We start from the raw sequence: 23,419 nt of genomic DNA, 5'->3' as shown, positions 1-23,419 counted from the left end.
ATTGAAGCGTAACTGTTATAGTCACATATAACAGCTCGAAGGAGACGTTATGGCCAGCACCGCGTCCAGCACGACGACTACCGCCGATCCGCTCAACTTGACGCCGCCCGATCCGGTGCCGCCCGTCGCGCCAGACAAGGCGGCAGGGCTGGTGCCGCTGGACGATGAAAAACGCTCCAAGCTGGACGAGAAGGTCGATGCCTTCATCGACGATCTGGTCGCGCAGGACGCCAACTCTCCCGAATTCGGACAGCGCGTCGATCAGCTCACCAACATGGGCCGCAAGGAGATTGCCGAGGCCGCTGGGCACAGCAATCGCTTCCTCGACCGCCCGGTGCGGGCGATGGACAGCGACAACAAGGTCGGCGCCGACCTGGCGCAGCTGCGCCGCACCGTCGAGGATCTCGACCCCGGCAAGCGCGACAGCCTGCTTGCGCCCAAGAAGCTGTTCGGCCTGATCCCCTTCGGCAACAAGATGCGCGATTATTTCGACAGCTACAAAAGCGCGCAGGGCCACATCAATTCGATCCTTGGTTCGCTCGCCAGCGGCAAGGATGTGCTGATCAAGGACAATGCCGCGATCGATGTCGAGCGGCAGAATATGTGGGCCGCCATGGGCCGGCTGGAACAGATGATCCACATATCAAAGACGCTCGACGCCAGGCTGGAGGCGAAGGCGCTGGAGCTGGACTCCTCCGACCCCGCCAAGGCGAAGGCGATCCGCGAGAGCGCGCTTTTCTACATCCGCCAGCGAACCCAGGACCTGCTGACGCAGATGGCGGTGACGGTGCAGGGCTATCTGGCCCTCGACCTCGTCAAGAAGAACAATGTCGAACTGGTGAAGGGCGTCGATCGCGCCAGCACCACTACCGTCGCGGCCCTGCGCACCGCCGTCACCGTGGCGCAGGCGCTCGTTGGGCAAAAGCTGGTGCTGGAGCAGATAACCGCGCTCAACACGACGACCGCCAACATGATCGATTCGACTGGAGAGATGCTGAAGAACCAGACCGCCGCCATCCATGAGCAGGCCGCGTCCAGCACCATCCCCATCGAAACGCTCCAGCGCGCCTTCCAGAATATCTATGACACGATGGACAGCATCGACAGCTTCAAGGCGAAGGCGCTGGAGAATATGAAGACTACGGTTAACACGCTGACGAGTGAGGTGGAGAAGTCGAAGGGCTATATCGCCCGCGCCGAGGGTCAGGCCCAGGCGGCGAGCCAGGCCCGCGCCGACAATCCTCTCTTAAGTGCGGTCGAGGGGTGAAGATGAGAAACTCCCGGCCCCCGCTCGTTTCGAGCAGAGTCGAGAGACGGATGCGCGAGGTTTCTCGTCTTCGCTCGAAACGAGCAGAGCTGGAGACATTGTTCACATGACCCGCTCCGACCGCGTGCTTGCCGACGCCGAGGCAGTCCTGCGCCGCCACAGCGAGCGCGGCCAGAGCCTTTCGGCCCGTGCGCGGCAGAGGCGCAACGCGGCGCTGATGCGGAAGCTCAAATATGCCTTCTGGACCGTGATAGCCGTCTTGGTCGCCAGCATCGCCGCCGGCTTCGTCATGCCGCTCGGCACCACCGGCGTGATGGTCGCGCTCGGCATCATGATCGCAGCGCTGCTGCTGATCGCCGCCCTTCCTACCGAGCCACGCGTGAGGACCGCCGCGCTGGCCGCGACGCCCCTGCCCGCACTCCCGCTTCAGACCGAGATCTGGCTCGACAATCAGCGCAAGGCATTGCCACCGCCAGCGCTCACGCTGGCCGACAGCATCGGCGTCAAGCTGGAGACGCTCGCCCCGCAACTTGAGCGACTAACCGATCAGGAACCGGCGGCCCAGGAGATCCGCAAGCTGCTGTCCGATCATCTGCCCGAACTGGTTACCGGCTATGAGTCTATCCCTGCCCCGCTCCGCCGCGAAGAGCGCAATGGCCGCATTCCCGAACAGCAGCTGGTCGAAGGGCTGACCGTCATCGACACCGAACTAGCGCGGATCAGCGAGACGCTGGCCAGCGGCGACATAGACAAGCTGGCGGTGCAGAACCGCTTTCTGGAACTGAAATATCAGGAGGCGAAGGAACTGGGCCGCTAGCCCAGCCGTCCTTCCTCCCATGATCCATCTGACGCTGATCATCGTCGATTTCCTGACCGGCCTGCTCGCGGCTGGCGCCTGGGCGCTCGCCTCGGCGGGCGGCGTGATTGCAGCCCTGGTCGGCGGCGGCCTCGTCAGCGCATCGTTGTTCAGGAAATGGCGGCGCCGCGGCTGACCGTCATGCGCCGCTGATCAGCCTTTCCACCGCCTCTTCCGACAGAGGCTGGCTGAACTGAATGCCGAACCGCTTGCCGCGCGCCCACATCACCCGGCCGCTTGCCTCCATCCCCAGCGCCGATACGAATATATAGGCACCTGCAACAGGTGGCGTTTCGCAATGGGCCAGCGCACCAGAAGAGGACAGGTCGAGAAAATGGCCCCGCATCTCGGCGCTGCCGACGCGCAACGTGACCGGGCCGAACATCTTGTGCCGGGCCGTGTGCCGGCGCTGCTCCGCATTGGCCGCCGGGCTTCTGCTTTGGTCGATCATATCGAGCCTCTCCCACGGGCCATTCAATCACGAAAAGGTCAAAGCGATCCACAGGATCATGGTTAACGGCCCATTAGCCGCGTTTTTGTCCAAGGAAACCCGCTAATTTACGTTAGTTTCCGCTTTTTATCGTACAGGGAACGATACTCTCCGGCGCGGGCCGGGCGGCGACCCGGCGGAAGCGGGCAAAATATCCGCCTGCCGTTGGCTTGGGGATCAGCTCCTCCAGCCGGAAGCCAACTGCCGCCAGCTCGCAGACCAGGAGGCGCGGCGGCGTGCCATGTTGCGGGGTCGGACGGTTGGCATCGACCACGATCAACTCGCCATCGGCCTTCAGCGCTGGGCTCAAATGCCACAGGAAAGCGTAGGGCTCGGCAATCTCATGATACATATGGACCATCAGGATGCGGTCGAAGCTGTTCTCTGGAAGCCTCGGATCCTCGGGCGCGCCCAGCCGTACGCTGACATTGCGCCAGTCCTCGCGGGTGATGCGACGGGACAGCGCCTCGATCACCTCGGGCATGATATCCTCCGCCAGCACCCGGCCCTTGGCGCCCACACGGTTGGCGAGGCGAACGGTGTAGTAGCCCTCGCCCGCGCCTATGTCCGCCACAGTCATGCCGGGCCGAATACCTGCACGATCCATGATGTCGTCGGCTTCGTTGACGCGGTCGCGCGCTTCTTCGCTCGACCAGCGGGTCGAAACGATTGGGGCCACCGGGCGGTCGGCGCGAGGAAAATCGCGCGCGCCGGCTGGCCGGTCATCCTCCTTGGCGGGTGATAACAGGCTACAGCCCGCCAGCAGGAGCAATGATCCCGCCAGCGCCGCTCGCATCATCAATCGACATCCTCCACATCGACCTTCTCGCCCGTCACCTTCTGGCTGAGCGCGGCGGCCATGAAGGGATCGAGTGCGCCGTCCAGCACATCGTCAGGCGAGGTAGAGGTGACGCCGGTGCGCAGGTCCTTCACCAGCTGATAGGGCTGAAGCACATAGGAACGGATCTGATGGCCCCAGCCGATCTCCGTCTTGGCCTGATATTCGCCGGACGCCGCCGCTTCCCGCTTCTGCAGTTCGGCCTCATAGAGCCGCGCCTTCAGCATGTTCATCGCCGTCGCGCGGTTCTTGTGCTGCGACCGGTCATTCTGCGACGCGACGATGATGCCCGACGGAATATGGGTGATGCGGACGGCGGAATCGGTCGTGTTGACGTGCTGCCCGCCCGCGCCCGATGCGCGATAGGTATCGATCTTCAGGTCGCCTTCATTGACGTCGATCTCGATATTGTCGTCGATCACCGGATAGACCCAGACCGACGAAAAGCTGGTGTGCCGCCGCGCCGAACTGTCATAGGGGCTGATGCGGACGAGGCGATGTACGCCGCTTTCGGTCTTGGCATAGCCATAGGCATTCTCGCCCTTGAACAGGAAGGTTGCGGACTTGATGCCCGCCTGGTCGCCCGCCTGATAGTCCACCAGCTCCACCTTATAGCCGCGCCGCTCGGCCCAGCGGCGGTACATGCGCGATAGCATCTCCGCCCAATCCTGGCTCTCGGTGCCGCCTGCGCCTGCGTGGATTTCCAGATAGGTATCGCTGGCGTCGGCTTCCCCCGCCAGCAGCGCCTTGATCTTGTCCTCATCGGCCCGCTCGGCGAGCGCCTTCAGCGAAGCGATGGCTTCGCTCACCATATCCTCGTCGCCTTCAGCATCGGCCATTTCGATAAGTTCGGCGGTGTCGGTCTTCTCGCTGTCGATCGCGCGGGTCGCACCAATGGCGGCGTCCAGCCGGGTGCGTTCGCGCATCACTTCCTGCGCCTTTTTCTGGTCGTCCCACAGCGTCGGATCCTCGACACGCGCATTCAGCTCGTCCAGGCGGCGCAACGCGCGGTCCCAATCCAGAAAACGCCGCAGCAGGTCCAGCGCGGCATCGATGCGGTCGATATATTGCTGCGCTTCGGCGCGCATGGGAACTCTCCAGAATCTCGGGGCGTGTCATAAACGCGCTAAACGCCAGCCCCTATCCGAGGGAGGAGATTTTGGGAAGATTCAATCCTTCAGCGGCTATACTCCACTCCCGTTCGTCCTGAGCCTGTCGAAGGACGCGCTCGACCTCACCCTGCGATCGAATGCGATTGCCTCAATAAATCCCGCCCTGATCCTGCAGGAAGTCGCTATCCGTCCTCTGCCGTACCTGCGCCCGCGCTTCGCGGCGCTGCGCCGCCTGTTCCTGCGCAACAACCTCTTCCTTGCGGATCGATCGGCGCGGTTCAGTCTCGGGCTTGAACGCCTCCCAGATCACCGCTGGCTTGGGTTCATCGGTTGGCCACACGCCATAGACCCGCTTGCCCGACCGGCGGTCGATCGTCACCATGCGGATGCCCGCCGGAGCGACGAAGGGCGTCTTGGGCATTTGCTCCAGCACCGGCGTCATCGCCGCTTTCCAGATCGGAGCGGCGACGCGGCCGCCTTGTGCCCAGCCGCCCAGGCTTCGCGGCTGATCATAGCCGATATAGACGCCCGCGACGATGTCGGGCGATCCGCCCACGAACCAGACGTTCGTCGGGCCATTTGTGGTGCCGGTCTTGCCGAACAAAGGCCGCTTCAGGTCCGAGAGGATGGTGGCGGTGCCGCGCTGGATGACGCCCTCGGCGATGTGCACCACCTGATAGGCTGTCATCGGGTTCATCACCTGCCGCCCCTCGAAACCAAAACGCGGCATCGGCTTGCCATCCCAATTCGCCATGTTGCACCCGTCACAGGCGCGCCAGCGCAGCGGCCAGATCACCTTGCCACGACGATCCTGCACATAGTCCATGACCTTGGGCGACAGCTGCCGTCCATGGTTGGCCAGCATCGCATAAGCGTTGACCATGCGCTCCACGGTCGTTTCGCCAGCGCCCAGTGCGAAGGACAGATAGGGCTGATAGTCGCCGATCCCCATCGCCTTGATCGTGCGGACCACGCGGTCCATGCCGGTCTGGCTGGCCGCGCGCACGGTCATCAGGTTGCGCGACTGCTCGACGCCCCAGCGCATGGTCTGCGGCCCGGCGCTGCCGCCGGTGAAGTTGCGGAAGCATTTCTGCCCCAGCCCCGCGCCCTGATAGACGCATAAGGGGCCATCGACGATGATCGACGCCGGGGTCATGCCATTATCCAGCGCGGCGGCATAGACGAATGGCTTGATGGTGGAGCCCGGCTGACGCATCGCCTGCGTTGCGCGGTTATAGGAGGACAGGCGGCTGTCGAACCCGCCTTGCATGGCGAGTACGCGCCCCGAATGGGTCTGCTCCGCCATCATGCCGCCTGATACTTCGGGCACATTGCGCAGCGCCCAGCTGGCCCCGTTGCGCGCGACGGCGATCAGGTCGCCCGCCTTCAGACTGTTGAACGCAGGACCGCCCGCGCGGCGATAGGGCATTTGCGCCGCCCCGGCTGGCAGCGTTCCGGCCGATCCGTCGGAAAATCCGATCTCGGCTCCGGTAGAATTACGGTCGATCACCGCCCCGATACGCCAGCCTGCATAGTCGATGCCAATATAGCTTGCCGCCAGTTCCCGCTTCCAGCCACGCGCCATGTCGATCTTGCCGACCGGGCCCGACCACCCCTTGCCCGCGTCGAACCGCAGCAAACCGTTGCGAAGCGCGGTGGTGACACCTTCCTGCAGCTTGGGATCATAGGGACTACGCACCCACAGACCGCCCGCATAGACGCTGTTGGGCCCGTCATCGGCCTTTTCCCCGAACTGCTGGATCAGGCGGCGGCGCACCTCTTCCATATAATAGCCGCCCGCGCGCGCATCGAAGCCGGAACCGTGCGGCGGCACCGTGCCCAGCGGCTGGGCCTGCGCCTCATCGCGCTGCGCCTGGGTGATCCAGCCATTTTTCAGCATTTCGCCCAGCGCCCAGTTGCGACGCTCCAGCGCGCGTTCATGGCCGGTCGGGCTTTCGGGCCGGTAATTGGCGGGACCCTTCGGCAGAATGGCGAGATAGGCCATTTCGTGCAGCTTCAGGTCCGCGACGTCCTTGTCGAAATAGGCGCGCGCGGCGGCCTGCACGCCATAGGCGTTGCGGCCGAGAAATATCTGGTTGAGATACAGTTCGAGGATCTGCTGCTTGTTCAGCACGCCTTCCATGCGATAGGCGAGGATCATTTCCTTCACCTTGCGCGTGGGCGAATATTCATCGCCGATCAGCAGGTTCTTCGCCACCTGCTGCGTGATGGTGGAGCCGCCCTTGGCGCGCTGGCCCGATCCGATCTTGGTGACATAATCGAACACCGCGCCGAAAAAGCCGGGAATATCGACGCCATGATGGTCGAAGAAGGTCTTGTCCTCGGCGGCCAGATAGGCGCGGATCAGCAGCGGCGGATAATCGCTATATTGCAATTGCACACGACGCTCGCGCGCATAGCTGTGCACCGGCTGGCCGTTGATGTCGCGCACGATGGTGGGCAGCGGCGGCTCATATTCCAACAGCGTCGCGGCGTCGGGCAGGCCGCGCGCGAAGATCAGCCAGAACAGCAATATCGCAAGGAACAGCCCCCCCAAGGCGATCGCCGCCCAGCGGAACCAGCGCCGGTCCCAATGCGGCGCGAGCCGCTCCCGGAACGCGCCCCCATGCCCGCGCAGGCGGTCGGCTAAGGACGATCGGGCGGTATCGGGGCGGGCCTCTTCCATGACGAGAGGAGGCTCTAAGGTCAAAATGCAGCCAGCGCCAGTGCGGATCGACGGAGCGGCCCCATCAGCCGCCGCTCAAGGCCAACCTGCGGGCGAAATACACCTCGATCGCTCGCGCCACGCCTTTGGCGATGCTTGCCCGCCCGGTGCGGGACGCCAGGAAAGCGGCGTCCTTGTCATTGCTGAGATACCCCGTCTCGAACAGCACCGAGGGGGTATCGGGCGCCTTCAAAACCATGAGTGAAGCATAGCGATGGAAGACGTTGCGAAAGGCCATGAAGGGCGACGCCTCCCGCTTCAGCAAGGCCGCGAAACTCGCTGATTCCCTCATGGTTTCGCGCTGAGTGAGGTCGATGAGGATCGAGGAGACGTCATCCCTCTGCCCACCCAGATTGACGCCGTTCAGGACGTCCGCCCTGTTCTCCCGCGCCGCCATCCGCGCCGCCTCCCGGTCTGATGCGACCTCGGACAGAGTATAAACCGTCGCCCCCTGCGCCTCTTCATTGTCCGCCGAATCGGCGTGAACCGAAAGGAAGAGGTCCGCATTCAGCTTGCGCGCAACGCCATAGCGTTCCTGCAGCACCAGGAAGCGATCATCGTCCCGAGTCAGCGCCACCCGCACCCGCCCCGACTTCAGCAGTGCGTCGCGGATCGCTTCTGCGATAGCCAGCGTCAGGTCCTTCTCCCGCTGCCCGGTGCGCGCATTGATGGCGCCCGGATCATGTCCGCCATGGCCTGCGTCGATGACCACCAAAGGCCGCGAAGCGTCAGCCGGCCCTTCGACGCGGGGCAGAGACAGGCCGCGCGCGACAGGCGGGATCGGCACGGTGATGCTGTGCCACCGCTTGACCGGCCGCGGCGCCATGGCCGCTGGCGCATCGAAGGCGATGCGCGCCGTCACGGCGGGGTTGGTGAAGAGGGCGCCTGCCAGGGCAAGAGCGTACAGCATGGCCGCGCTTGTGCATCGCGCCGCCCCCGGCCGTCCAGCCCCATTCTTGCCGACCGCCTGCGCCCGGCCTTAACCTTTGCTTCACCATGTTTGCCCCATGATCGCGGAATGCCGCCGTTCATCGTGGCGAAACAATTTTGTGCGGGACGTTGCTAGGCTGGCCTTTGACTGCTACCCCTTCACATTCCTGAAAGAAACGCCCAAATCAGGCGCGGCTCTTTCGGGAGCTTTCACGACAGCATCGGCGGGCGCCAGCCGCTCGGACCCGATGCTACGAACAGGTTGACGCTGCATGAGGCATGAATTCCATTCCACGCTGAGTCCGGTAGCGGGCGATGCGGCGTGGATGGAGCGGACCGGCGGTTTGCCCGGCCCTGCCGATGCAGCAGAAGCGCAGTTTTTCCTGTCAAACCGGATGATAGCACCACCCGCGCCGCTGGCGGCGCGACTGCATTCGTCCCTTCACTATCGCGTGACAGCCCGGCCAAGCGCCGCAGGCCGTCATCGCCGGAGACTCATAAATGACAATGCGTATGCTGATCGATGCGCGCCACCGGGAAGAAACCCGGGTCGCGGTCGTCAAGGGAAATCGGATCGAGGAATTTGATTTCGAGTCCGCCGAGCACAAGCAGCTCAAGGGCAATATCTATCTCGCCAAGGTTACCCGTGTAGAACCCTCGCTGCAGGCGGCCTTCGTCGATTATGGCGGCAATCGCCACGGCTTCCTCGCTTTCAGCGAAATCCACCCCGATTATTACCAGATTCCACGCGAAGACCGCGAGGCGCTGCTGCGCGAAGAACGCGCGCATGCGGAGGAAGAGGCCGCTCTGCGCGCCGACTATGATGACGAGGATGATCATCATGGCGAGGACGGCGTCGAAGTCGTCGAAGCCACGCATCATGAGGATGAAGAAGGCGAAGCCGCCGAAAGCAGCGAAGGCGCGGACAAGCCCGGCCGCCGCAAGCGCGGTGGCGACGATGCTGCCGATGAACTGCGCCGCAAGCGCATGGCGCTCCGCCGCCGCTACAAGATCCAGGACGTCATCAAGCGCCGCCAGGTGCTGTTGGTTCAGGTCGTCAAGGAAGAGCGCGGCAACAAGGGCGCGGCGCTGACCACCTATCTCTCACTCGCCGGCCGCTATTGCGTGCTGATGCCCAACACCAGCCATGGCGGCGGCATTTCGCGCAAGATTTCGAACGCCGCCGACCGTAAGCGGCTGAAGTCGATCATCGCGGAAATGGCACTGCCCTCTTCCATGGGCTGCATCGTCCGCACCGCCGGGCTGCAGCGCACCAAGCCGGAGATCAAGCGCGACTTCGACTATCTCGCCCGCCTGTGGGACGAAATCCGCGAAAAGACGCTGAAGTCGGCCGCGCCCGCGCTGATCCACAATGACAGCGACCTCATCAAGCGTGCGATCCGCGATATCTACAACAAGGATATCGACGAGGTCATCGTCGAAGGCGAGGAAGGCTATCGCGCCGCCAAGGACTTCATGAAACTGTTGATGCCCAGCCACGCGCGGCGGGTGCAGCAATATGCCGATGCGGTGTCGCTGTTCCAGCGCGCAGGCGTCGAGGATCAGCTGGCGGCGATGTACAACCCCGTCGTGCAGCTGAAGTCGGGCGGCTATCTGGTCATCAACCCGACCGAAGCGCTGGTATCGATCGACATCAACTCCGGCCGTTCGACCCGCGAGCATGGCATCGAGCAGACCGCCGTCGCTACGAATCTGGAAGCCGCACGCGAAATCGCCCGCCAACTGCGCCTGCGCGACATGGCGGGCCTGGTCGTGATCGACTTCATCGACATGGAGATGAACTCCAACATCCGTAAGGTCGAAAAGGCGATGAAGGAGGCGCTGAAGGACGATCGCGCCCGCATCCAAGTTGGCCGCATCTCTGGCTTTGGCCTCATGGAAATGAGCCGCCAGCGGCTGCGCACCGGCGTGCTGGAAGCATCGACCCGCCAGTGCCCGCATTGCGAAGGCACCGGCCTTGTCCGCACCGCTTCGTCGGCGGGCCTTGGCGCGCTGCGCATGCTGGAAGAGGAAGCCGCGCGTGGACGTGGCAGCCTGGTCACGCTGCGCGCCAGCCAGGAAGCCGCCTTCTACGTCCTCAACAACAAGCGCGCCGAACTGGACGAGATCGAGCAGCGCTATGGCGTGCGGATCGCGATCCTGCCCGATGGGGAGGTTGAGGGGGCACGCATGTCGGTCGAAGCCAGCGGGCCGCGTCCGGAACGGGTGGTGACCTATGCCCCACTCGTCGAGGAAGAAGATGACCTCGATATCGTCGAGGAATTGGAAGAAGAAGAGATCGAAGAGGTCGAAGCCGCCGAACGCGACGAGCGTGGCGATCGTGGCGAGGATCGCGAAGGCGGCCGTCGCCGTCGTCGCCGTCGCCGTCGCCGTGGCGGACAGCGCGAGGAACATCGCGCAGAGGGCGAGGCTGAAGCCGCCGCCGAGGGTGAGAGCGAGGAAGGCGAGGACGCCGAAGCGATCGTGGAAGAGGCCGGAGAGCATCCGGTCGAGGCGAATGCTGAAAGCGAAGAAGCCAGCCGCCGCCGTGGCCGCCGTGGTCGCCGTGGTGGACGCCGTCGTCGCGAAGGTGATGAAGGCGGGGCTGAGGAAGCGGCTGCAGAAGCTGCAGAAGCTGCAGAAGCAGCCCCTGAAGCAGCCGAGTCCGTCGCAGCTGAACCTGCCGTCGAAGCACCGGTAGAAGCCGCGCCGGAAGCGCCCGCTGAGGAGGCTCCCAAGACGCGCCGCCGTCCGCGCACGCGGAAGGTCAAGGAAGCCGTCGAGGCTCCAGTCGAGGTGGTTGAAGCTGCAGTCGAAGCGCCTGCCGAGGAAGCGCCCGCCAAGCCGAAGCGCACCCGCAAGAAGAAGGCGGACGTTGCGGCCGAGGCTCCTGCCGAGGCGCCCGCGGGCGTGGAAGCGGAGACCGAAGCCCCCGCCAAGCCCAAGCGTACCCGCCGCAAGAAGGCAGACGCCATGGCCCAGGAAGCGGCAGAAGCGCCTTCGATCGCTGAGTCCGTGGCCGCGCAGGCGGCAACCGAAGCGGAAGCTGGCGCAGAGCCGGTCGGCGCAAATGACAGCGGTGCTGCTATGCTCGATGACGCGAGCGCAGCCGCATCACAGGCCGAAGAAGAAAGCGCGCCGCGCCGTGGCTGGTGGCAGCGGACCTTCGGCCAATAACTGGGACTCTTACGTCCTTATGAGCAACGCCGCCGCCCTGCCGGTTCTCACCGGATGGCGGCGGCGTTCTCGCTTCACGCTTCGTTCAGGGCTCCGCTGCCATCGGCATCGCGGCATGCCTGTTGCTACTCCTATCCGCGCTGGCCGTCCGTGAAGCGCCGTTGGCTTCATAGTGCCGCAATTGCGGTCGCGAGCCTATCGCTGCTGGGCAAACCTGCGGCCGCCCAGCAAATCCTCCGCGACGCTGAAACCGAAGCCTTCATGGCCGACATGTCCGCCCCGCTTGTGCATGCCGCAGGTATGGAACCGCGCAATGTCCAGGTGTTTGTTCTCAACGATCGGGAAATCAACGCCTTCGTTGCGGGGGGCCAATATGTGTGGCTGCATAGCGGCCTGATCGCCACCGCCGACAATGTGAACCAGTTGCAGGGCGTGGTCGCGCATGAACTCGGCCATATTGAGGGAGGCCATGTCATCCGCTCGGCCGAGGGGATGAGGGAAGCGACCGGCATCACCCTGCTTAGCCTGGTGTTGGGCGCGGCCGCAATCGCCGCGGGTGGCGCGGAAGCCGGCATGGGCATATTGGGCATGGGCCAGCAGGCCGCGATGGGCAAATTTCTCGCCTTCTCCCGCGCGCAGGAAAGCTCGGCGGACCTTGCGGGCGCCCGCTATCTCAGCAAGGCCGGCCTGTCAGGCAAAGGCAGCCTCGACTTCTTCAAGAAGCTGCAAAATCAGGAATATCGCCTCGCCATCCCGCAGGATGACAGCTACGGCCGCACCCACCCGCTCTCGGGCGAGCGCATCAACGTCCTGCGCGAAGTCTATACGGTCGATCCGTCCTGGAACAAGCCGATGGACCCCAAGCTGGAGGCGCGGTTCGAACGCATCAAGGCGAAGCTCGTCGGCTTCGTGTCCGAACCCAATCAGACTCTGATTAAATATCCGGAAAGCGACCAGTCGATCCCGGCTCATTATGCGCGGGCCTATGCTTGGCACAAAAGCGCTTACCCGGACAAGGCGATGAGCGAGGTGGACGCTCTGCTGACGGCTCAACCGCATGACCCGTATTTCCTAGAACTCAAGGGCCAGGTGCTGCTGGAAAGCGGCCGTCCAGCCGACGCCATCCCGCCGCTGCGTGAGGCCGTGCAGCTTACCCGCCAGCCGCTGATCGCGACGATGCTGGGGCATGCGCTGATCGCGACTGAGGATGACAAGAATTTCGCCGAGGCCGAACAGGTGCTTCGCAATGCCGTAGCCCGCGATCGGGAAAATCCCTTCGCCTGGTATCAGCTGGGCGTCGTGTACGAGCGGCGCGGCGACACGCCCCGCGCGGCACTGGCGACGGCCGAACGCTATGCGCTGATGGGCGATGACCAGATGGCATTGCGCAGCGCCGACGCCGCCATGCAGGGGTTGAAGGCGGGAACGGTTGACTATCTGCGGGCGCAGGATATCGCCATGGTTTCACGCGCGGCCGTCGAACAGAAGCGGAAGAAAAGATGACCGAACCCTCTCGGCCCGGCTTTCGCGCGGCCCTCTCCAATAGGACGATTCAAATGACGCTGGGCGCTTTCGCCTTCATCGCCGCCACCGCGACCGGCGCGGCCCTTGGCATGCAAAGCACGGGCAGTGTCGCTGTGGGTGACAAGGCAGCGATCGAAAAAATCGTGCGCGACTATATCTTGGAGCATCCCGAGATCATTCCCGAAGCGGTCGAAAGGCTGCAGGCGAAACGGGTTTCCGACAGCATCGGTGAGAGCCGCAAGGCAATCGAAACACCCTATGCGGGCGCCTGGGAAGGCGCGGCGAATGGGGATGTGACCTTGGTCGAATTTTTCGACTATGCCTGCGGCTATTGCCGAGCCTCGCTGCCTGATCTTGCGAAGCTGGTGGGTGAGGACAAGGGGCTGAAGGTCGTATATCGCGAGTTGCCCATCCTGTCCGACCAAAGCGCCGACGCGGCCAAGGTCTCTTTGCTTGCGGCCGATAAGGGCCAATATATGCCCTATCATCGCGCGCTCTATGCCGGTGGCAAGGTCACGCGCGAAACCATCTTGGCCGCTGCCGCAAAGGTCGGGATCGATCGCCAGGCGGCTGAGGCCGCGATGGCCAGCAGCAAATATGATGCGGAAATCCAGTCCAATATCGCGTTGGCGCAAAAATTGCGCGCGACAGGTACTCCGACCTTCGTCGTCGGCGACCAGGTATTGAACGGCGCGGTGGGCTATGATGCGCTGAAGCAGGCAGTTGCGGCGGTCCGAGCGAAGTAGGTCAATCCCGTCCTCCGCCATTGACTCGTCCCCGCCTTTTGCCTATCGGACGCCCCCTGACATGCGGCCGCCCCACGGCGGCCCTTTTTTGTCACGCCCGATTTTGTTTTGCTTTGAGGAATGAACGATGAAGCGCACCTATCAGCCGAGCAATCTGGTTCGGAAGCGCCGTCACGGTTTCCGCGCCCGCATGGCGACCCCCGGCGGCCGCAACGTGCTGCGCGCCCGTCGCGCCCGCGGCCGCAAGAGCCTGAGCGCCTGAACGACGCGCCGCCGAACAGCGCGCCTGCCATCATGGTCCGGCGCGCCGATTTCCTGGCGGCGAATCGCGGGCGGCGTGCGCCGATGCCGGGCTTTGTCCTGCTGGTGCGCGAACGCGCCGATGGCGACGCGGCGATGCGCTACGGCATCACCGTTACGAAGAAGATTGGCGGCGCTGTCATCCGCAACCGGATGAAGCGCCGTTTTCGCGTTCTGGCGCGGGAGCTGCTGCCGGTCCATGGCGTACCAGGCGCGGACCATGTGCTGATCGGCCGTTCGGACGGCATAGAACGAGACTTCAGCCTGCTGCGCGCCGAACTGGAAAAGGCGCTGCGCAAGGTGATGACGCGGCCAGCGGGCGAATCGCGCGGCCGCTCCCCCCGCTCCCCGGAACGTAAAAGGCACATTTCGGCCGCTTCTGGGCCTGGACAGGAGGAAGCGGAGCAATGATCGCCCGCCTGCTCATCCTCATCGCCCGCTTCTGGCAGCTTGGCCCGTCGCGCATATTGCCGCCGTCTTGCCGCTATGCACCGTCCTGCTCGCAATATGCGATCGAGGCTATCCGCAAATATGGTGCGGTGAAGGGTAGCTGGCTCGCCACGAAGCGGCTAATGCGATGCCACCCTTGGGGAGGGTCGGGCTACGACCCGGTCCCCTGACAAAGATTTTCACTAAAAGACGGCGGAGCCGACAAGCGTGGACGACAAGAAGAATATTATTCTGGCGGTGCTGCTGACCGCGGCGATCCTGTTCGGCTGGCCTTACATCGCCAAGCATTTCTTCCCCGCCGCCAATCCGCCGGCGACGAAGATCGAAGGCGGCAAGACCACACCCGTCTCGCAGGGGGCCAGCCCCGTGGCCGGCACTCCCTCCGCGATTCGCGACCGCGCGTTGGTGCTAAAGGAAAGTCCGCGCCTACCAATCCGCACGCCCAAGCTGACCGGCTCCATCAACCTGAAGGGCGCGCGGATCGACGACATCGTGCTGCCCACCTATGGAGAGACGATCGCGAAGGATTCGCCCTTCGTGCGCCTCTACAGCCCATCGGGCACCAAGGACGCCTTCTTCGCCGGCTTCGGCTGGCAGGGTGAAGGATTGAAGGCACCGGACGCCAATAGCGTCTGGGCCGCCGAGGGCAAGGAACTCACGCCGACAAGCCCGGTGACCCTGCGCTGGAACAATGGCACGGGCCAAACTTTCGAGATCCGCCTTTCGGTGGACGAAAATTACATGATCACTGCGCAACAGAAGGTGTCGAACAGCGGCGCGGGTACGGTGGGCGTGAAGCCCTTTGGCTATATCAGCCGTTCCGGCATCCCGCATGATCCCGATACCTGGACCATCCATATCGGCCCGATGGGCGTGTTCAACGGCGCGGCCAATTATGATGTGAACTACAAGGATCTCGCCAAGGGTCCTTCGACCCAAAGCTTCCAATCCACCGGCGGCTGGCTCGGCTTCACTGACAAATATTGGCTGTCGGCTCTCGTGCCTGATCAGAAGGCCGCCTTCGAAGGCCAATTCCGCAAGGGTGCGGGCACCCAATATCAGGCGGATTACAGCCTTGCCCCCACCATGCTTGCGCCGGGCAAGGCCATCACGCAGACCGTCCGCCTGTTTGTCGGCGCGAAGGAAGTAAAGACGCTCGAAGCCTATCAGGACGCGGGCATTCCGCTGTTCGACCGGGCGATCGACTGGGGCTGGTTCTACTGGTTCGAAAAGCCGATCTTCGCGCTGCTCCACTGGCTATTCGAACATATCGGCAATTTCGGCGTCGCCATCATCTGCCTGACCTTCGTCGTCCGCGCGCTGATGTTCCCGGTCGCGCAGCGTCAGTTCGCCAGCATGGCGGCGATGCGCGCGGTGCAGCCCAAGATGAAGGCGCTGCAGGAGAAGTATAAGGATGACAAGCCCAAGCTTCAGCAGGAGATGATGGAACTTTACAAGCGCGAGAAGGTCAATCCCCTCGCCGGCTGCCTCCCGATCTTCATCCAAATCCCGATCTTCTTCGCGCTCTACAAGGTGCTGCAGCTGACGATCGAAATGCGTCACCAGCCCTTCGTGCTGTGGATCAAGGATTTGTCCGCGCCCGATCCGCTGCACATTTTGAACCTGTTCGGCCTGCTGCCCTTCACGCCGCCCTCCTTCCTTGCGATCGGTGTGCTGGCGCTGCTGCTGGGCATCAGCATGTATTTCCAGTTCAAGCTGAACCCCGCGCAGATGGACCCCATGCAACAGCAGGTGTTCGCGATCATGCCCTGGATGATGATGTTCATCATGGCGCCCTTCGCGGCGGGCCTGCTGGTGTACTGGATCACCAACAACTGCCTGTCGATGCTCCAGCAGTGGTGGCTGTACAAACGCCATCCCGTTCTGAATGCGGCAGAGGCGAAATAGCATCGTTCAACGCCCGTTCGGTCGAGCCTCTCGATTGCCTGCTTGCAGCAGACGTTCAAGAAAGGCGCGACCAGAACGGTGCGTCTATAATTCTCGATAAGCTTGAACCGAACGGACCTAGTGTGGACGAACAGCAGCAGGCCGACCTGATCGAGGAAGCGCGCAAGGTCTTTGCCGGACCGATCGCCTTCCTGAAGTCCGCGCCGGACCTCAAATTCCTGCCCGACATGTCGGTCAACGAAGTCGCCTTCGCGGGCCGATCCAACGTCGGCAAGTCCTCGCTCCTCAACGCTCTCACCGGCCGCAACGGCCTCGCGCGCACATCCAACACGCCGGGGCGGACGCAGGAATTGAACTTCTTCAATGTGGGAGATCCGCTGCGCTTCCGCCTCGTCGATATGCCGGGATATGGCTATGCCAAGGCGCCCAAGGACATGGTCCGGAAGTGGCGCTTCCTGGTGAACGATTATCTGCGCGGCCGCGCGAAGCTGAAGCGAACGCTGGTGCTGATCGACAGCCGCCACGGCATCAAAGATGTCGATAAGGATATTTTCGACATGCTCGACGCGGCCGCAGTGAGTTACCGGGTCGTCTTGACCAAGGCGGACAAGGTGAAGGCCAGCCATCTGGCCGAGGTCATTGCGGCGGTGGGCGAAGCCATCCGCAAGCGTCCCGCCGCTCATCCCGACATTATCCCGACGTCCAGCGAGAAAGGCATGGGCATCCCCGAATTGCGGGCTGCGGTGCTGGAGAGCGTAACTCAAGGGTGAGTTGAGGTCCTTGGCCGTCGGCCCCCTTGAACGGCTCGCGGAGGCAACGGGCGCTGGCTGTGCTAACGCCCTAAAACAGCGAATATTGCCCGTCTCCTGTGAGCGGCCATGTTCCCAAAGTCTCATGCCGCGTTTGGCCGACATGGCTGCACAGCAACGCGAATTGCTCCACCCGCCAGTGAAAGCCTTCGATCCTTCTCTGCTCAGGCGGCCCGTTACGATAGAATAGTGTCTGACGCGGACTGAAGCTCCAGCCGGGGCGCAGCATCACCCCTGCCCCGCGCATCGCGTCGATGATCGACCGCTGCAACGCGTTAAGCAGTGGCAGGGAGGATGACGGCCGCAATGCAGCCGACCGATTGCTGAAGCTCAAACGATCAAGCGGCAGATCGAAAGGTTCCGCCATGATGGTCGTTCCCGCGCGCAGCAGTGCCTTGATCACTGCATAGGGATAATCATCATAATCGGCTGTAATGGCCAAGGTCATATGCTGATGCTCCGGCAAAATCCGGCGCGCCCCATTGGCCAGACTTTCTGCCAGATAGTCGATCTGCCGTGCAATCACCGGCGAAGTCTGGAGCGCAAAGAACAGCCGGTACAAGGCTTTGGTGCGCATATCGTGGCGCATCGCTGATCCTTTTGATTCGTGATATGTTCGCTATATGTTCTTATTCTTCGCATTGCGAGTCCTCACCGGAGCCCTTTGCCGGTCCGGGCGTTGGGGTTTTGAAAATTGAAAGGAGTAGCACCGATGGTTCAGCGGACGCTGGCGCAACTTGCGAAAGCGATGAAGGATATCGACTTCGCGATGCTCTCCACTCATGCAGGTGACGGCCGTATCGGCGCCCGCCCCATGAGCAACAATCGTGACGTCGAATATGATGGCGATAGCTATTATTTCACGACGGATGACACGGTGATGGTCCGAGACATCGAGCAAAACCCCAATGTCGGCCTCTCCTTTCAGGGCAGCGCCGGATTGCTGAACCAGCGGCCCCTGTTTGTCGCCATCGAAGGTCGCGCTGATCTGATCCGTGACAAGACGGAATTTGAGGCGCATTGGAATAGCGATCTGGAGCGCTGGTTCGAACAGGGCGTGGATACCCCTGGTCTTGTGATGATCAAGGTTCGCGCTGAACGCGCCCATTATTGGGATGGCGAAGATGAAGGGGAAGTCGGCCTCTAAGCCGTCAGAGGCCAACCGACGGGACCGCATTCGCATAGCGGCGCTGTGGCTTCTGTCAGCGTTTTATCTGGTTGCGGGCATCGCGCATCTCACTCGGCCGAGCGGCTTCGTCGCGATCACGCCCCCCTGGGTGCCCTGGCCTGCTCAGGTTGTCGCCCTCACTGGGCTGGCGGAGATAGCGGGGGCGATCGGATTGCACATTCCACGCCTCCGCCGGGCAGCTGGCGTCGGGCTTGCCCTTTATGCCCTATGTGTCTGGCCAGCCAATCTCAACCACGCCATCAACGACATCCCGCTGGGCGAGGCGCATCTTGGCTGGTGGTATCATGGGCCACGCCTGTTGTTGCAGCCGGTCATCATCTGGTGGGCGCTCTGGGCCAGCGGCGTCATCGACTGGCCGTTCAGGCGAAAGGGCGTGGCCCGGAAGATGGGTGATTGTCTTTGAAGGACGCGGCCTTACTGTGACCGCCGACCTTTCAGAGCAAAGCCAGAGAGAGTGATGACCCGGCATATCCCATGGATCCCGATCGCCATTATCGGCGCAGCCGCCCTGTCCGTCGTCGCAGTGTCGCGCGGCGAGGCGGTCAATGCTCTCTGGATCGTCATAGCCGCAGTCAGCAGCTTTCTCGTCGCCTACCGCTACTATGCGCTCTACATCGCCCGCGCCGTGATGCGGCTCGATCCGTCGCGGCCCACCCCTGCTATCAGGCGGGCCGACGGCCTGGACTATGTCGCGACAGATCGCGTTGTGCTGTTCGGCCATCATTTCGCAGCCATCGCGGGGGCGGGACCGCTCGTTGGCCCGGTCCTCGCCGCGCAGATGGGCTATCTGCCCGGCACGATCTGGATCATCGCAGGGGTCGTGCTGGCCGGTGCGGTGCAGGACTTCATGATCCTCTTCATCTCCATGCGCCGCGACGGCAAGTCGCTAGGCGAGCTGATCCGCATGGAGATGGGCCAGGTTGCAGGCACCATAGCGCTGTTCGGCGCCTTCATGATCATGGTCATTATCCTTGCCGTTCTGGCGCTGATCGTGGTGAAGGCGCTCGCCGAAAGCCCGTGGGGCATGTTTACGGTGGCGGCGACCGTGCCGCTCGCCATGCTGATGGGCGCCTATACGCGCTGGATCAGGCCGGGTCGGATCGGAGAAGTGTCTCTGCTGGGTCTGGTCGGGCTGCTGGCGGCAATCGTTTATGGGCAGAGCGTGGCGCTCTCGCCCGTCTGGGGTCCCATCTTCACCTTCACGCCGGTGCAGTTGTGCTGGATACTCATCGGCTACGGCGCAGTCGCTTCGGTGCTGCCGGTCTGGCTGCTGCTGGCTCCGCGCGATTATCTGTCCACCTTCCTCAAGATCGGCGCGATCGCCGCACTCGCCATCGGTATCGTCATCATGGCCCCGCCGCTCAAGATGCATGCGGTCACGCAGTTCGTGAACGGCAATGGCCCGGTCTGGTCGGGCGGGCTCTTCCCCTTCCTGTTCATCACCATCGCCTGTGGCGCTGTGTCTGGTTTCCACGCGCTGATCGCCAGCGGCACCACGCCCAAGCTGATCGCCAGCGAAGCCGACGCGCCGATCATCGGCTATGGCGCGATGCTGATGGAGGCGTTCGTCGCCATCATGGCCCTGGTAGGGGCGTCCATCCTGGACCCCGGCGTCTATTTCACGATGAACAGCCCGGCAGCGGTGATCGGCACCGATGCCTCAAGCGCGGCGGCGGCCGTAACCGCCATGGGCTTCCCCATCACGCCCGAACTGATCGCCCAGACAGCGAAGGACGTCGGCGAACATACAATCATCTCGCGAGCGGGCGGCGCGCCGACGCTTGCGGTGGCCATGGCGGAAATCTTTTCTCATGTCGTAGGTGGCCCGGCGATGAAGGCCTTCTGGTATCATTTCGCGATCCTGTTCGAAGCGCTGTTCATCCTGACTGCCGTGGACGCGGGCACACGCGCGGGCCGTTTCATGCTGCAGGACTTGATCGCGCTGGCCGTGCCCAGCTTCAAGGAGACGAAGAGCATCGGCCCCAGCCTGGTTGCGACTGGGCTTACCGTCGCGGCATGGGGCTTCTTCCTCTATCAGGGTGTCACCGATCCGCTGGGCGGCGTGAACACGCTGTGGCCGGTGTTCGGCATTTCCAACCAGATGCTCGCCGCCATCGCGCTCATGCTGGCCACGGCGGTGTTGTTCCGCATGAAGCAGGACCGTTATGCCTGGGTGACGATGATCCCGACGACATGGCTGCTGGTCTGCACCCTGTCGGCGGGCCTCTTAAAGCTCGTGTCCAGCGATGTGAAAGTCGGCTTCCTTGCCCATGCCGCCAAGTTCAGCGCGGCAGCGGAGGAAGGCACGGTCCTCGCCCCGGCCAAGTCGATGGCGGAAATGCGGCAGATCATCTTCAACGACCGGGTGGACGCGGGGTTAGTCGCGATCTTCCTAGCGGTCGTCCTCTCGCTGCTCTTCTTCACGATCCGCACCTGCCTCGCCGCGCGGCGGACGAACGGACCGACGGCACGCGAGATTCCGGCGCTGGTGCCCGCGGAATGAGCGGGCTGCTGGACAGGATTCGGCGAACAGCGCGGATGATGGTCGGCGTGCCGGACTATGACAGCTACGCCCGGCACATGCTGACGCATCATCCGGACCAGCCCGTAATGACGCACGCGCAATTTTTCCGTGAGCGGCAGGAAGCGCGCTACGGCGGCAAAAATGGGGGCAAGTGCTGCTAAGCGCGCCGGTCAGGCCCGCGCATTGAACCCTGCAATCATCCCGGCCGCAATGGACAGCGCGATCTCCGCTGCGCCCACCGCTCCGATGTTGAGGCCCGCCGGACCGTCGATCCGCGCCAACTCCTCTGCTGAAAAGCCCATGGCCGTCAGCCGCTCCAGCCGTGCCGCATGGCTCTTGCGCGATCCCAGCGCCGCGACATAGCCGGTGGGCGCCCGCAACGCTGCGGCCAGTGCCGGATCATCGATCTTGATGTCGTGGCTAAGCGTCACCACCGCCGTCGCCTCCCCCGGCTGACGCGCGGCAATCGCCTCGTCGGGCCAGCGATCATCCAGTTCGACGCCGGGAAAGCGCTCGTTTGTCAGGAACCGCCCGCGCGGATCGATCACCACCGGCGTCACGCCGATCGCCGTTGCAAGGGCGCTCAGGGCCTGAGCAATCTGGACAGCCCCCACGATCAGCAGCCGGCGCGGCGGATCGTAGCGGTTCTGGAACTGGCCTTCGATGGCGCCTTCCCGGCTCAGCCCCGTGTCGAGGTCAGTAGAAAGAAGGAGCGCGCGCCCTTGCTCCCGCGCCTGTGCAACCCGGTCGAACAGTGCAGGCGCAAAGCCGCCCTCGCCCACCGGCTGCACCAGCACGCTGATCTGGCCGCCGCAGGGCAGTCCCACCGCCCAAGCGTCGTCGTCGGCAACGCCATAGCGTTCGACATGCGCCGGGCGGCCTGCAATTACCTCCTCCGCACGCTGCAATACATCGGCCTCGACGCAGCCGCCCGAGATGCTGCCTTCGAAACGGCCATCCTGGTGCACGATCATATGGCTGCCGCGCGGCCGGGGCGCCGATCCCCAGGTCGATACCACTGTCGCCAGCGCCATGGGCGCGCCGCGCCACTCGATCGCCTTGCGGATCACCGCGTCATTGTCGTTCAAGCCGGATCTCCTTGCCGGTCAGCAGATAGGAAGCCGCAACCGCGACGCCAAGCGAGGGCTGATCGACATTCAATTCAGGTGGAGCCGAAAAGCGTGATCCCCGGCGCTTTGCAGGCCCGCATGGCTGGATGTCGATCAGCCCTTAGACGAGCCGCCGTCCGGTCCATACCACCCTGCCGACGATCGCTACCAGCGCCGGCTCTATATCCACCCAGCCGGGATAATGACGATTATCGCTGAGTACGCTGAACAGCCCGCGCCGGGGGCCCATCGCGATGCGCTTTACCATCAGCACACCGTCCAGCCGCAGCACATAGACCCCGTCGCGGAGCCGCGTCGCGTCATCATCATGATCGACCATGATCTCATCGCCGTCATTCAGTGTCGGCGCCATCGATTCGCCATCAACGCGGATGATGGAGACGCGCTGCGGGCGAACGCCCAGATGCCGCAGCCAATTGGCGTCGAACGCCAGCACGCCCGCCGCCCGCTCATCCTCATCGAGTGAACCTGCCGAGGCGCCGAGCGACAATCGCGGCACCGGCACCACGGCGGGCAGCGGCCGCGATTTCCTTTCAATCGGCACCTGCCCTCGCGGCCCGCCAAGCATTTCTTCAGCCACGCCGAAATAACGCGCCAACACGCGTCTGTCCTCTTCGTCCAGCTTACGCGGCGTGCCGCGCTTTATGAACTGCTGAACATAGGCCGGATTGCGCTTTAGCAGCCGAGACAGATCGGCATAATTCTCCCCCCGTTCGGCAATCAGCCGTTCCAGCACCACGCGCGGATCTTCTCCATTACCGACCATGATTCATCCATAATGATAGGATTTTTCCTAGACAAGTAGGAAATAGGATAAGAGATAGGAAGAAGCTCAGGGATTCGCAGCGGGCGAGTCCTTTGGAAGAGGGAGAATGGAAAATATGCTGCTTCGCGCCGTCGAGAAATTTCTGCGGGACAACGGCATCCCCGCGACACGCTTCGGACGAGAAAGCGTGCGCGATCCTCGTCTGGTGTTCGACCTGCGCCAAGGTCGCGAGCCAGGGGAACGGATCAAGAGACGAATAGAACATTTCATGAACGCATATCGCAGGAGCGTCGGCCAATGACAAGCATCGATCATATCCGCCAGCCCCGAAATCTGATCGGAAATGAAGGAAGCCGCTTGCGAGGCAAGGATCCCCTGCCCCGGCTTCTGGTCCAACTGCTGGAACGCGCCGGGGAACCCGCGATTGTCGAACGCGCCGCCAGTCGTCCGTGGGCGAGCGCATTGTTTCAGGGAAGGCGGCATGTCATCGCCCTGCGTCTTTCCGGGCCAGACGCGCAAGAAAGGCGAGCGGTATTCGCGGCAGGTCTGGAGGAAGCGGAATGGTCGCTCCCCCGGCACTTCGTCGCCGACATCACGATAGACGGCGGCCACTCCGCCCCACAAGAAGAAGTGATCGAGCTTTCGGCCCTGACCATCGAAGATTGGTAATAAAGGGTC

At 63.4% G+C, this 23,419-nt stretch carries 24 protein-coding genes and 1 pseudogene; 17 read left to right on the top strand and 8 right to left on the bottom strand.

Annotated elements, in window-relative coordinates:
- The first annotated feature begins 49 nt into the window (after positions 1 to 49).
- From ACFO3E_RS06860 to ACFO3E_RS06850, 3 genes are all read left to right on the top strand, one after another.
- On the top strand, positions 50 to 1,267 hold the full coding sequence (locus ACFO3E_RS06860) for a toxic anion resistance protein (RefSeq protein WP_380803382.1): 1,218 nt from the start codon (positions 50 to 52) through the stop codon (positions 1,265 to 1,267).
- A gap of 106 nt (positions 1,268 to 1,373) precedes the next feature.
- The gene (locus tag ACFO3E_RS06855) at positions 1,374 to 2,084 is read left to right on the top strand and encodes a hypothetical protein (protein WP_380803380.1); all 711 of its coding nucleotides are present in this window, start codon (positions 1,374 to 1,376) and stop codon (positions 2,082 to 2,084) included.
- A 19-nt stretch (positions 2,085 to 2,103) separates the two neighbouring features.
- Positions 2,104 to 2,259, top strand: a complete 156-nt coding sequence (locus ACFO3E_RS06850) for a hypothetical protein (protein WP_197486261.1) — start codon at positions 2,104 to 2,106, stop codon at positions 2,257 to 2,259.
- A 3-nt stretch (positions 2,260 to 2,262) separates the two neighbouring features.
- Here the strand turns inward: ACFO3E_RS06850 and ACFO3E_RS06845 are convergent, their stop codons facing one another.
- The 5 genes and pseudogenes from ACFO3E_RS06845 to ACFO3E_RS06825 form a co-directional block, all read right to left on the bottom strand.
- Positions 2,263 to 2,574, bottom strand: coding sequence for a PilZ domain-containing protein (locus ACFO3E_RS06845; protein ID WP_380803378.1), 312 nt, complete (start codon positions 2,572 to 2,574; stop codon positions 2,263 to 2,265).
- Positions 2,575 to 2,686: 112 nt separating this feature from the next.
- Positions 2,687 to 3,412 carry a class I SAM-dependent methyltransferase gene (locus ACFO3E_RS06840; protein WP_380803376.1) on the bottom strand — a complete coding sequence of 242 codons (726 nt, stop codon included), beginning with the start codon at positions 3,410 to 3,412 and terminating at the stop codon, positions 2,687 to 2,689.
- On the bottom strand, positions 3,412 to 4,539 hold the full coding sequence (gene prfB / locus ACFO3E_RS06835) for a peptide chain release factor 2 (RefSeq protein ID WP_380803374.1): 1,128 nt from the start codon (positions 4,537 to 4,539) through the stop codon (positions 3,412 to 3,414). Before prfB ends, ACFO3E_RS06840 begins: the two co-directional genes overlap by 1 nt.
- 172 nt (positions 4,540 to 4,711) lie before the next feature.
- Positions 4,712 to 7,249: a penicillin-binding protein 1A gene (locus ACFO3E_RS06830; protein WP_380803372.1), complete on the bottom strand. Its 2,538-nt coding sequence runs from the start codon at positions 7,247 to 7,249 to the stop codon at positions 4,712 to 4,714.
- Positions 7,250 to 7,313: 64 nt separating this feature from the next.
- A pseudogene (locus ACFO3E_RS06825) lies at positions 7,314 to 8,141 on the bottom strand (N-acetylmuramoyl-L-alanine amidase family protein); the annotation flags it as partial.
- A gap of 578 nt (positions 8,142 to 8,719) precedes the next feature.
- On the opposite strand from ACFO3E_RS06825, the gene ACFO3E_RS06820 reads away from it, so the two are divergent.
- The 8 genes from ACFO3E_RS06820 to yihA all read left to right on the top strand — a co-directional run bounded on the left by ACFO3E_RS06820 (position 8,720) and on the right by yihA (position 17,093).
- Positions 8,720 to 11,395 carry an Rne/Rng family ribonuclease gene (locus tag ACFO3E_RS06820; RefSeq protein ID WP_380803370.1) on the top strand — a complete coding sequence of 892 codons (2,676 nt, stop codon included), beginning with the start codon at positions 8,720 to 8,722 and terminating at the stop codon, positions 11,393 to 11,395.
- 150 nt (positions 11,396 to 11,545) lie between these two features.
- The gene (locus ACFO3E_RS06815) at positions 11,546 to 12,898 is read left to right on the top strand and encodes a M48 family metalloprotease (RefSeq protein ID WP_380803368.1); all 1,353 of its coding nucleotides are present in this window, start codon (positions 11,546 to 11,548) and stop codon (positions 12,896 to 12,898) included.
- Positions 12,895 to 13,665: a DsbA family protein gene (locus ACFO3E_RS06810; protein WP_066526723.1), complete on the top strand. Its 771-nt coding sequence runs from the start codon at positions 12,895 to 12,897 to the stop codon at positions 13,663 to 13,665. The genes ACFO3E_RS06815 and ACFO3E_RS06810 overlap by 4 nt, the downstream gene beginning before the upstream one ends.
- A 127-nt stretch (positions 13,666 to 13,792) precedes the next feature.
- Positions 13,793 to 13,927 carry a 50S ribosomal protein L34 gene (rpmH, locus tag ACFO3E_RS06805; protein ID WP_007683189.1) on the top strand — a complete coding sequence of 45 codons (135 nt, stop codon included), beginning with the start codon at positions 13,793 to 13,795 and terminating at the stop codon, positions 13,925 to 13,927.
- A gap of 32 nt (positions 13,928 to 13,959) precedes the next feature.
- Positions 13,960 to 14,376 carry a ribonuclease P protein component gene (gene rnpA, locus ACFO3E_RS06800; protein ID WP_066529091.1) on the top strand — a complete coding sequence of 139 codons (417 nt, stop codon included), beginning with the start codon at positions 13,960 to 13,962 and terminating at the stop codon, positions 14,374 to 14,376.
- Complete coding sequence (yidD, locus tag ACFO3E_RS06795; RefSeq protein WP_066526720.1) at positions 14,373 to 14,585, top strand: membrane protein insertion efficiency factor YidD; 213 nt, start codon at positions 14,373 to 14,375, stop codon at positions 14,583 to 14,585. The genes rnpA and yidD overlap by 4 nt, the downstream gene beginning before the upstream one ends.
- Before the next feature lie 37 nt (positions 14,586 to 14,622).
- Positions 14,623 to 16,323 (top strand): membrane protein insertase YidC, encoded by a 1,701-nt coding sequence (yidC, locus tag ACFO3E_RS06790; protein ID WP_066526718.1) that lies wholly within the window; start codon positions 14,623 to 14,625, stop codon positions 16,321 to 16,323.
- Between the two features lie 122 nt (positions 16,324 to 16,445).
- Positions 16,446 to 17,093 (top strand): ribosome biogenesis GTP-binding protein YihA/YsxC, encoded by a 648-nt coding sequence (gene yihA / locus ACFO3E_RS06785; RefSeq protein WP_066526716.1) that lies wholly within the window; start codon positions 16,446 to 16,448, stop codon positions 17,091 to 17,093.
- A 70-nt stretch (positions 17,094 to 17,163) separates the two neighbouring features.
- On the opposite strand, the gene ACFO3E_RS06780 is transcribed toward yihA, so the two are convergent.
- Positions 17,164 to 17,721 (bottom strand): 2'-5' RNA ligase family protein, encoded by a 558-nt coding sequence (locus tag ACFO3E_RS06780; protein WP_380803365.1) that lies wholly within the window; start codon positions 17,719 to 17,721, stop codon positions 17,164 to 17,166.
- A gap of 123 nt (positions 17,722 to 17,844) precedes the next feature.
- On the opposite strand from ACFO3E_RS06780, the gene ACFO3E_RS06775 reads away from it, so the two are divergent.
- From ACFO3E_RS06775 to ACFO3E_RS06760, 4 genes are read left to right on the top strand one after another with little or no spacing between them, the layout of a single operon-like run.
- Positions 17,845 to 18,279 (top strand): pyridoxamine 5'-phosphate oxidase family protein, encoded by a 435-nt coding sequence (locus ACFO3E_RS06775; RefSeq protein ID WP_066526713.1) that lies wholly within the window; start codon positions 17,845 to 17,847, stop codon positions 18,277 to 18,279.
- Entirely contained in the window at positions 18,257 to 18,724 is a 468-nt protein-coding gene (locus ACFO3E_RS06770) for a DoxX family protein (protein ID WP_380803363.1), read from the top strand. Before ACFO3E_RS06775 ends, ACFO3E_RS06770 begins: the two co-directional genes overlap by 23 nt.
- 54 nt (positions 18,725 to 18,778) lie before the next feature.
- Positions 18,779 to 20,824: a carbon starvation CstA family protein gene (locus ACFO3E_RS06765; RefSeq protein WP_066526711.1), complete on the top strand. Its 2,046-nt coding sequence runs from the start codon at positions 18,779 to 18,781 to the stop codon at positions 20,822 to 20,824.
- Positions 20,821 to 21,006, top strand: a complete 186-nt coding sequence (locus tag ACFO3E_RS06760) for a YbdD/YjiX family protein (protein WP_066526709.1) — start codon at positions 20,821 to 20,823, stop codon at positions 21,004 to 21,006. Before ACFO3E_RS06765 ends, ACFO3E_RS06760 begins: the two co-directional genes overlap by 4 nt.
- 9 nt (positions 21,007 to 21,015) lie before the next feature.
- Here the strand turns inward: ACFO3E_RS06760 and ACFO3E_RS06755 are convergent, their stop codons facing one another.
- Positions 21,016 to 21,933, bottom strand: coding sequence for an XdhC family protein (locus ACFO3E_RS06755; protein WP_066526707.1), 918 nt, complete (start codon positions 21,931 to 21,933; stop codon positions 21,016 to 21,018).
- A gap of 142 nt (positions 21,934 to 22,075) precedes the next feature.
- A complete protein-coding gene (locus ACFO3E_RS06750; RefSeq protein WP_380803361.1) occupies positions 22,076 to 22,741 on the bottom strand; it encodes a S24 family peptidase in 666 nt (221 codons plus the stop codon).
- A gap of 115 nt (positions 22,742 to 22,856) precedes the next feature.
- On the opposite strand from ACFO3E_RS06750, the gene ACFO3E_RS06745 reads away from it, so the two are divergent.
- Positions 22,857 to 23,042 carry a hypothetical protein gene (locus ACFO3E_RS06745; RefSeq protein ID WP_380803359.1) on the top strand — a complete coding sequence of 62 codons (186 nt, stop codon included), beginning with the start codon at positions 22,857 to 22,859 and terminating at the stop codon, positions 23,040 to 23,042.
- Positions 23,039 to 23,410: a hypothetical protein gene (locus tag ACFO3E_RS06740; RefSeq protein WP_380803357.1), complete on the top strand. Its 372-nt coding sequence runs from the start codon at positions 23,039 to 23,041 to the stop codon at positions 23,408 to 23,410. Before ACFO3E_RS06745 ends, ACFO3E_RS06740 begins: the two co-directional genes overlap by 4 nt.
- Positions 23,411 to 23,419 lie beyond the last annotated feature (9 nt).

It is taken from the genome of Sphingobium tyrosinilyticum (genome assembly GCF_042654265.1).
Taxonomy (GTDB): Bacteria; Pseudomonadota; Alphaproteobacteria; order Sphingomonadales; family Sphingomonadaceae; genus Sphingobium; species Sphingobium tyrosinilyticum.
Note: the sequence above shows the minus strand (reverse complement) of the source record. Positions and strands in the feature narration are given on the sequence as shown.

Coding starts and splice junctions, on each gene's coding strand:
- ACFO3E_RS06840 (WP_380803376.1), bottom strand. CDS start 3,412: ATGATGCGAGCGGCGCTGGCGGGATCATTGCTCCTGCTGGCGGGCTGT.
- ACFO3E_RS06855 (WP_380803380.1), top strand. CDS start 1,374: ATGACCCGCTCCGACCGCGTGCTTGCCGACGCCGAGGCAGTCCTGCGC.
- ACFO3E_RS06820 (WP_380803370.1), top strand. CDS start 8,720: ATGACAATGCGTATGCTGATCGATGCGCGCCACCGGGAAGAAACCCGG.
- prfB (WP_380803374.1), bottom strand. CDS start 4,539: ATGCGCGCCGAAGCGCAGCAATATATCGACCGCATCGATGCCGCGCTG.
- ACFO3E_RS06860 (WP_380803382.1), top strand. CDS start 50: ATGGCCAGCACCGCGTCCAGCACGACGACTACCGCCGATCCGCTCAAC.
- ACFO3E_RS06765 (WP_066526711.1), top strand. CDS start 18,779: ATGACCCGGCATATCCCATGGATCCCGATCGCCATTATCGGCGCAGCC.
- ACFO3E_RS06830 (WP_380803372.1), bottom strand. CDS start 7,249: ATGGAAGAGGCCCGCCCCGATACCGCCCGATCGTCCTTAGCCGACCGC.
- ACFO3E_RS06750 (WP_380803361.1), bottom strand. CDS start 22,741: ATGGTCGGTAATGGAGAAGATCCGCGCGTGGTGCTGGAACGGCTGATT.
- ACFO3E_RS06740 (WP_380803357.1), top strand. CDS start 23,039: ATGACAAGCATCGATCATATCCGCCAGCCCCGAAATCTGATCGGAAAT.
- ACFO3E_RS06770 (WP_380803363.1), top strand. CDS start 18,257: ATGAAGGGGAAGTCGGCCTCTAAGCCGTCAGAGGCCAACCGACGGGAC.
- ACFO3E_RS06760 (WP_066526709.1), top strand. CDS start 20,821: ATGAGCGGGCTGCTGGACAGGATTCGGCGAACAGCGCGGATGATGGTC.
- ACFO3E_RS06845 (WP_380803378.1), bottom strand. CDS start 2,574: ATGATCGACCAAAGCAGAAGCCCGGCGGCCAATGCGGAGCAGCGCCGG.
- rpmH (WP_007683189.1), top strand. CDS start 13,793: ATGAAGCGCACCTATCAGCCGAGCAATCTGGTTCGGAAGCGCCGTCAC.
- ACFO3E_RS06850 (WP_197486261.1), top strand. CDS start 2,104: ATGATCCATCTGACGCTGATCATCGTCGATTTCCTGACCGGCCTGCTC.
- rnpA (WP_066529091.1), top strand. CDS start 13,960: ATGGTCCGGCGCGCCGATTTCCTGGCGGCGAATCGCGGGCGGCGTGCG.
- ACFO3E_RS06745 (WP_380803359.1), top strand. CDS start 22,857: ATGCTGCTTCGCGCCGTCGAGAAATTTCTGCGGGACAACGGCATCCCC.
- ACFO3E_RS06775 (WP_066526713.1), top strand. CDS start 17,845: ATGGTTCAGCGGACGCTGGCGCAACTTGCGAAAGCGATGAAGGATATC.
- ACFO3E_RS06780 (WP_380803365.1), bottom strand. CDS start 17,721: ATGCGCCACGATATGCGCACCAAAGCCTTGTACCGGCTGTTCTTTGCG.
- yidD (WP_066526720.1), top strand. CDS start 14,373: ATGATCGCCCGCCTGCTCATCCTCATCGCCCGCTTCTGGCAGCTTGGC.
- ACFO3E_RS06810 (WP_066526723.1), top strand. CDS start 12,895: ATGACCGAACCCTCTCGGCCCGGCTTTCGCGCGGCCCTCTCCAATAGG.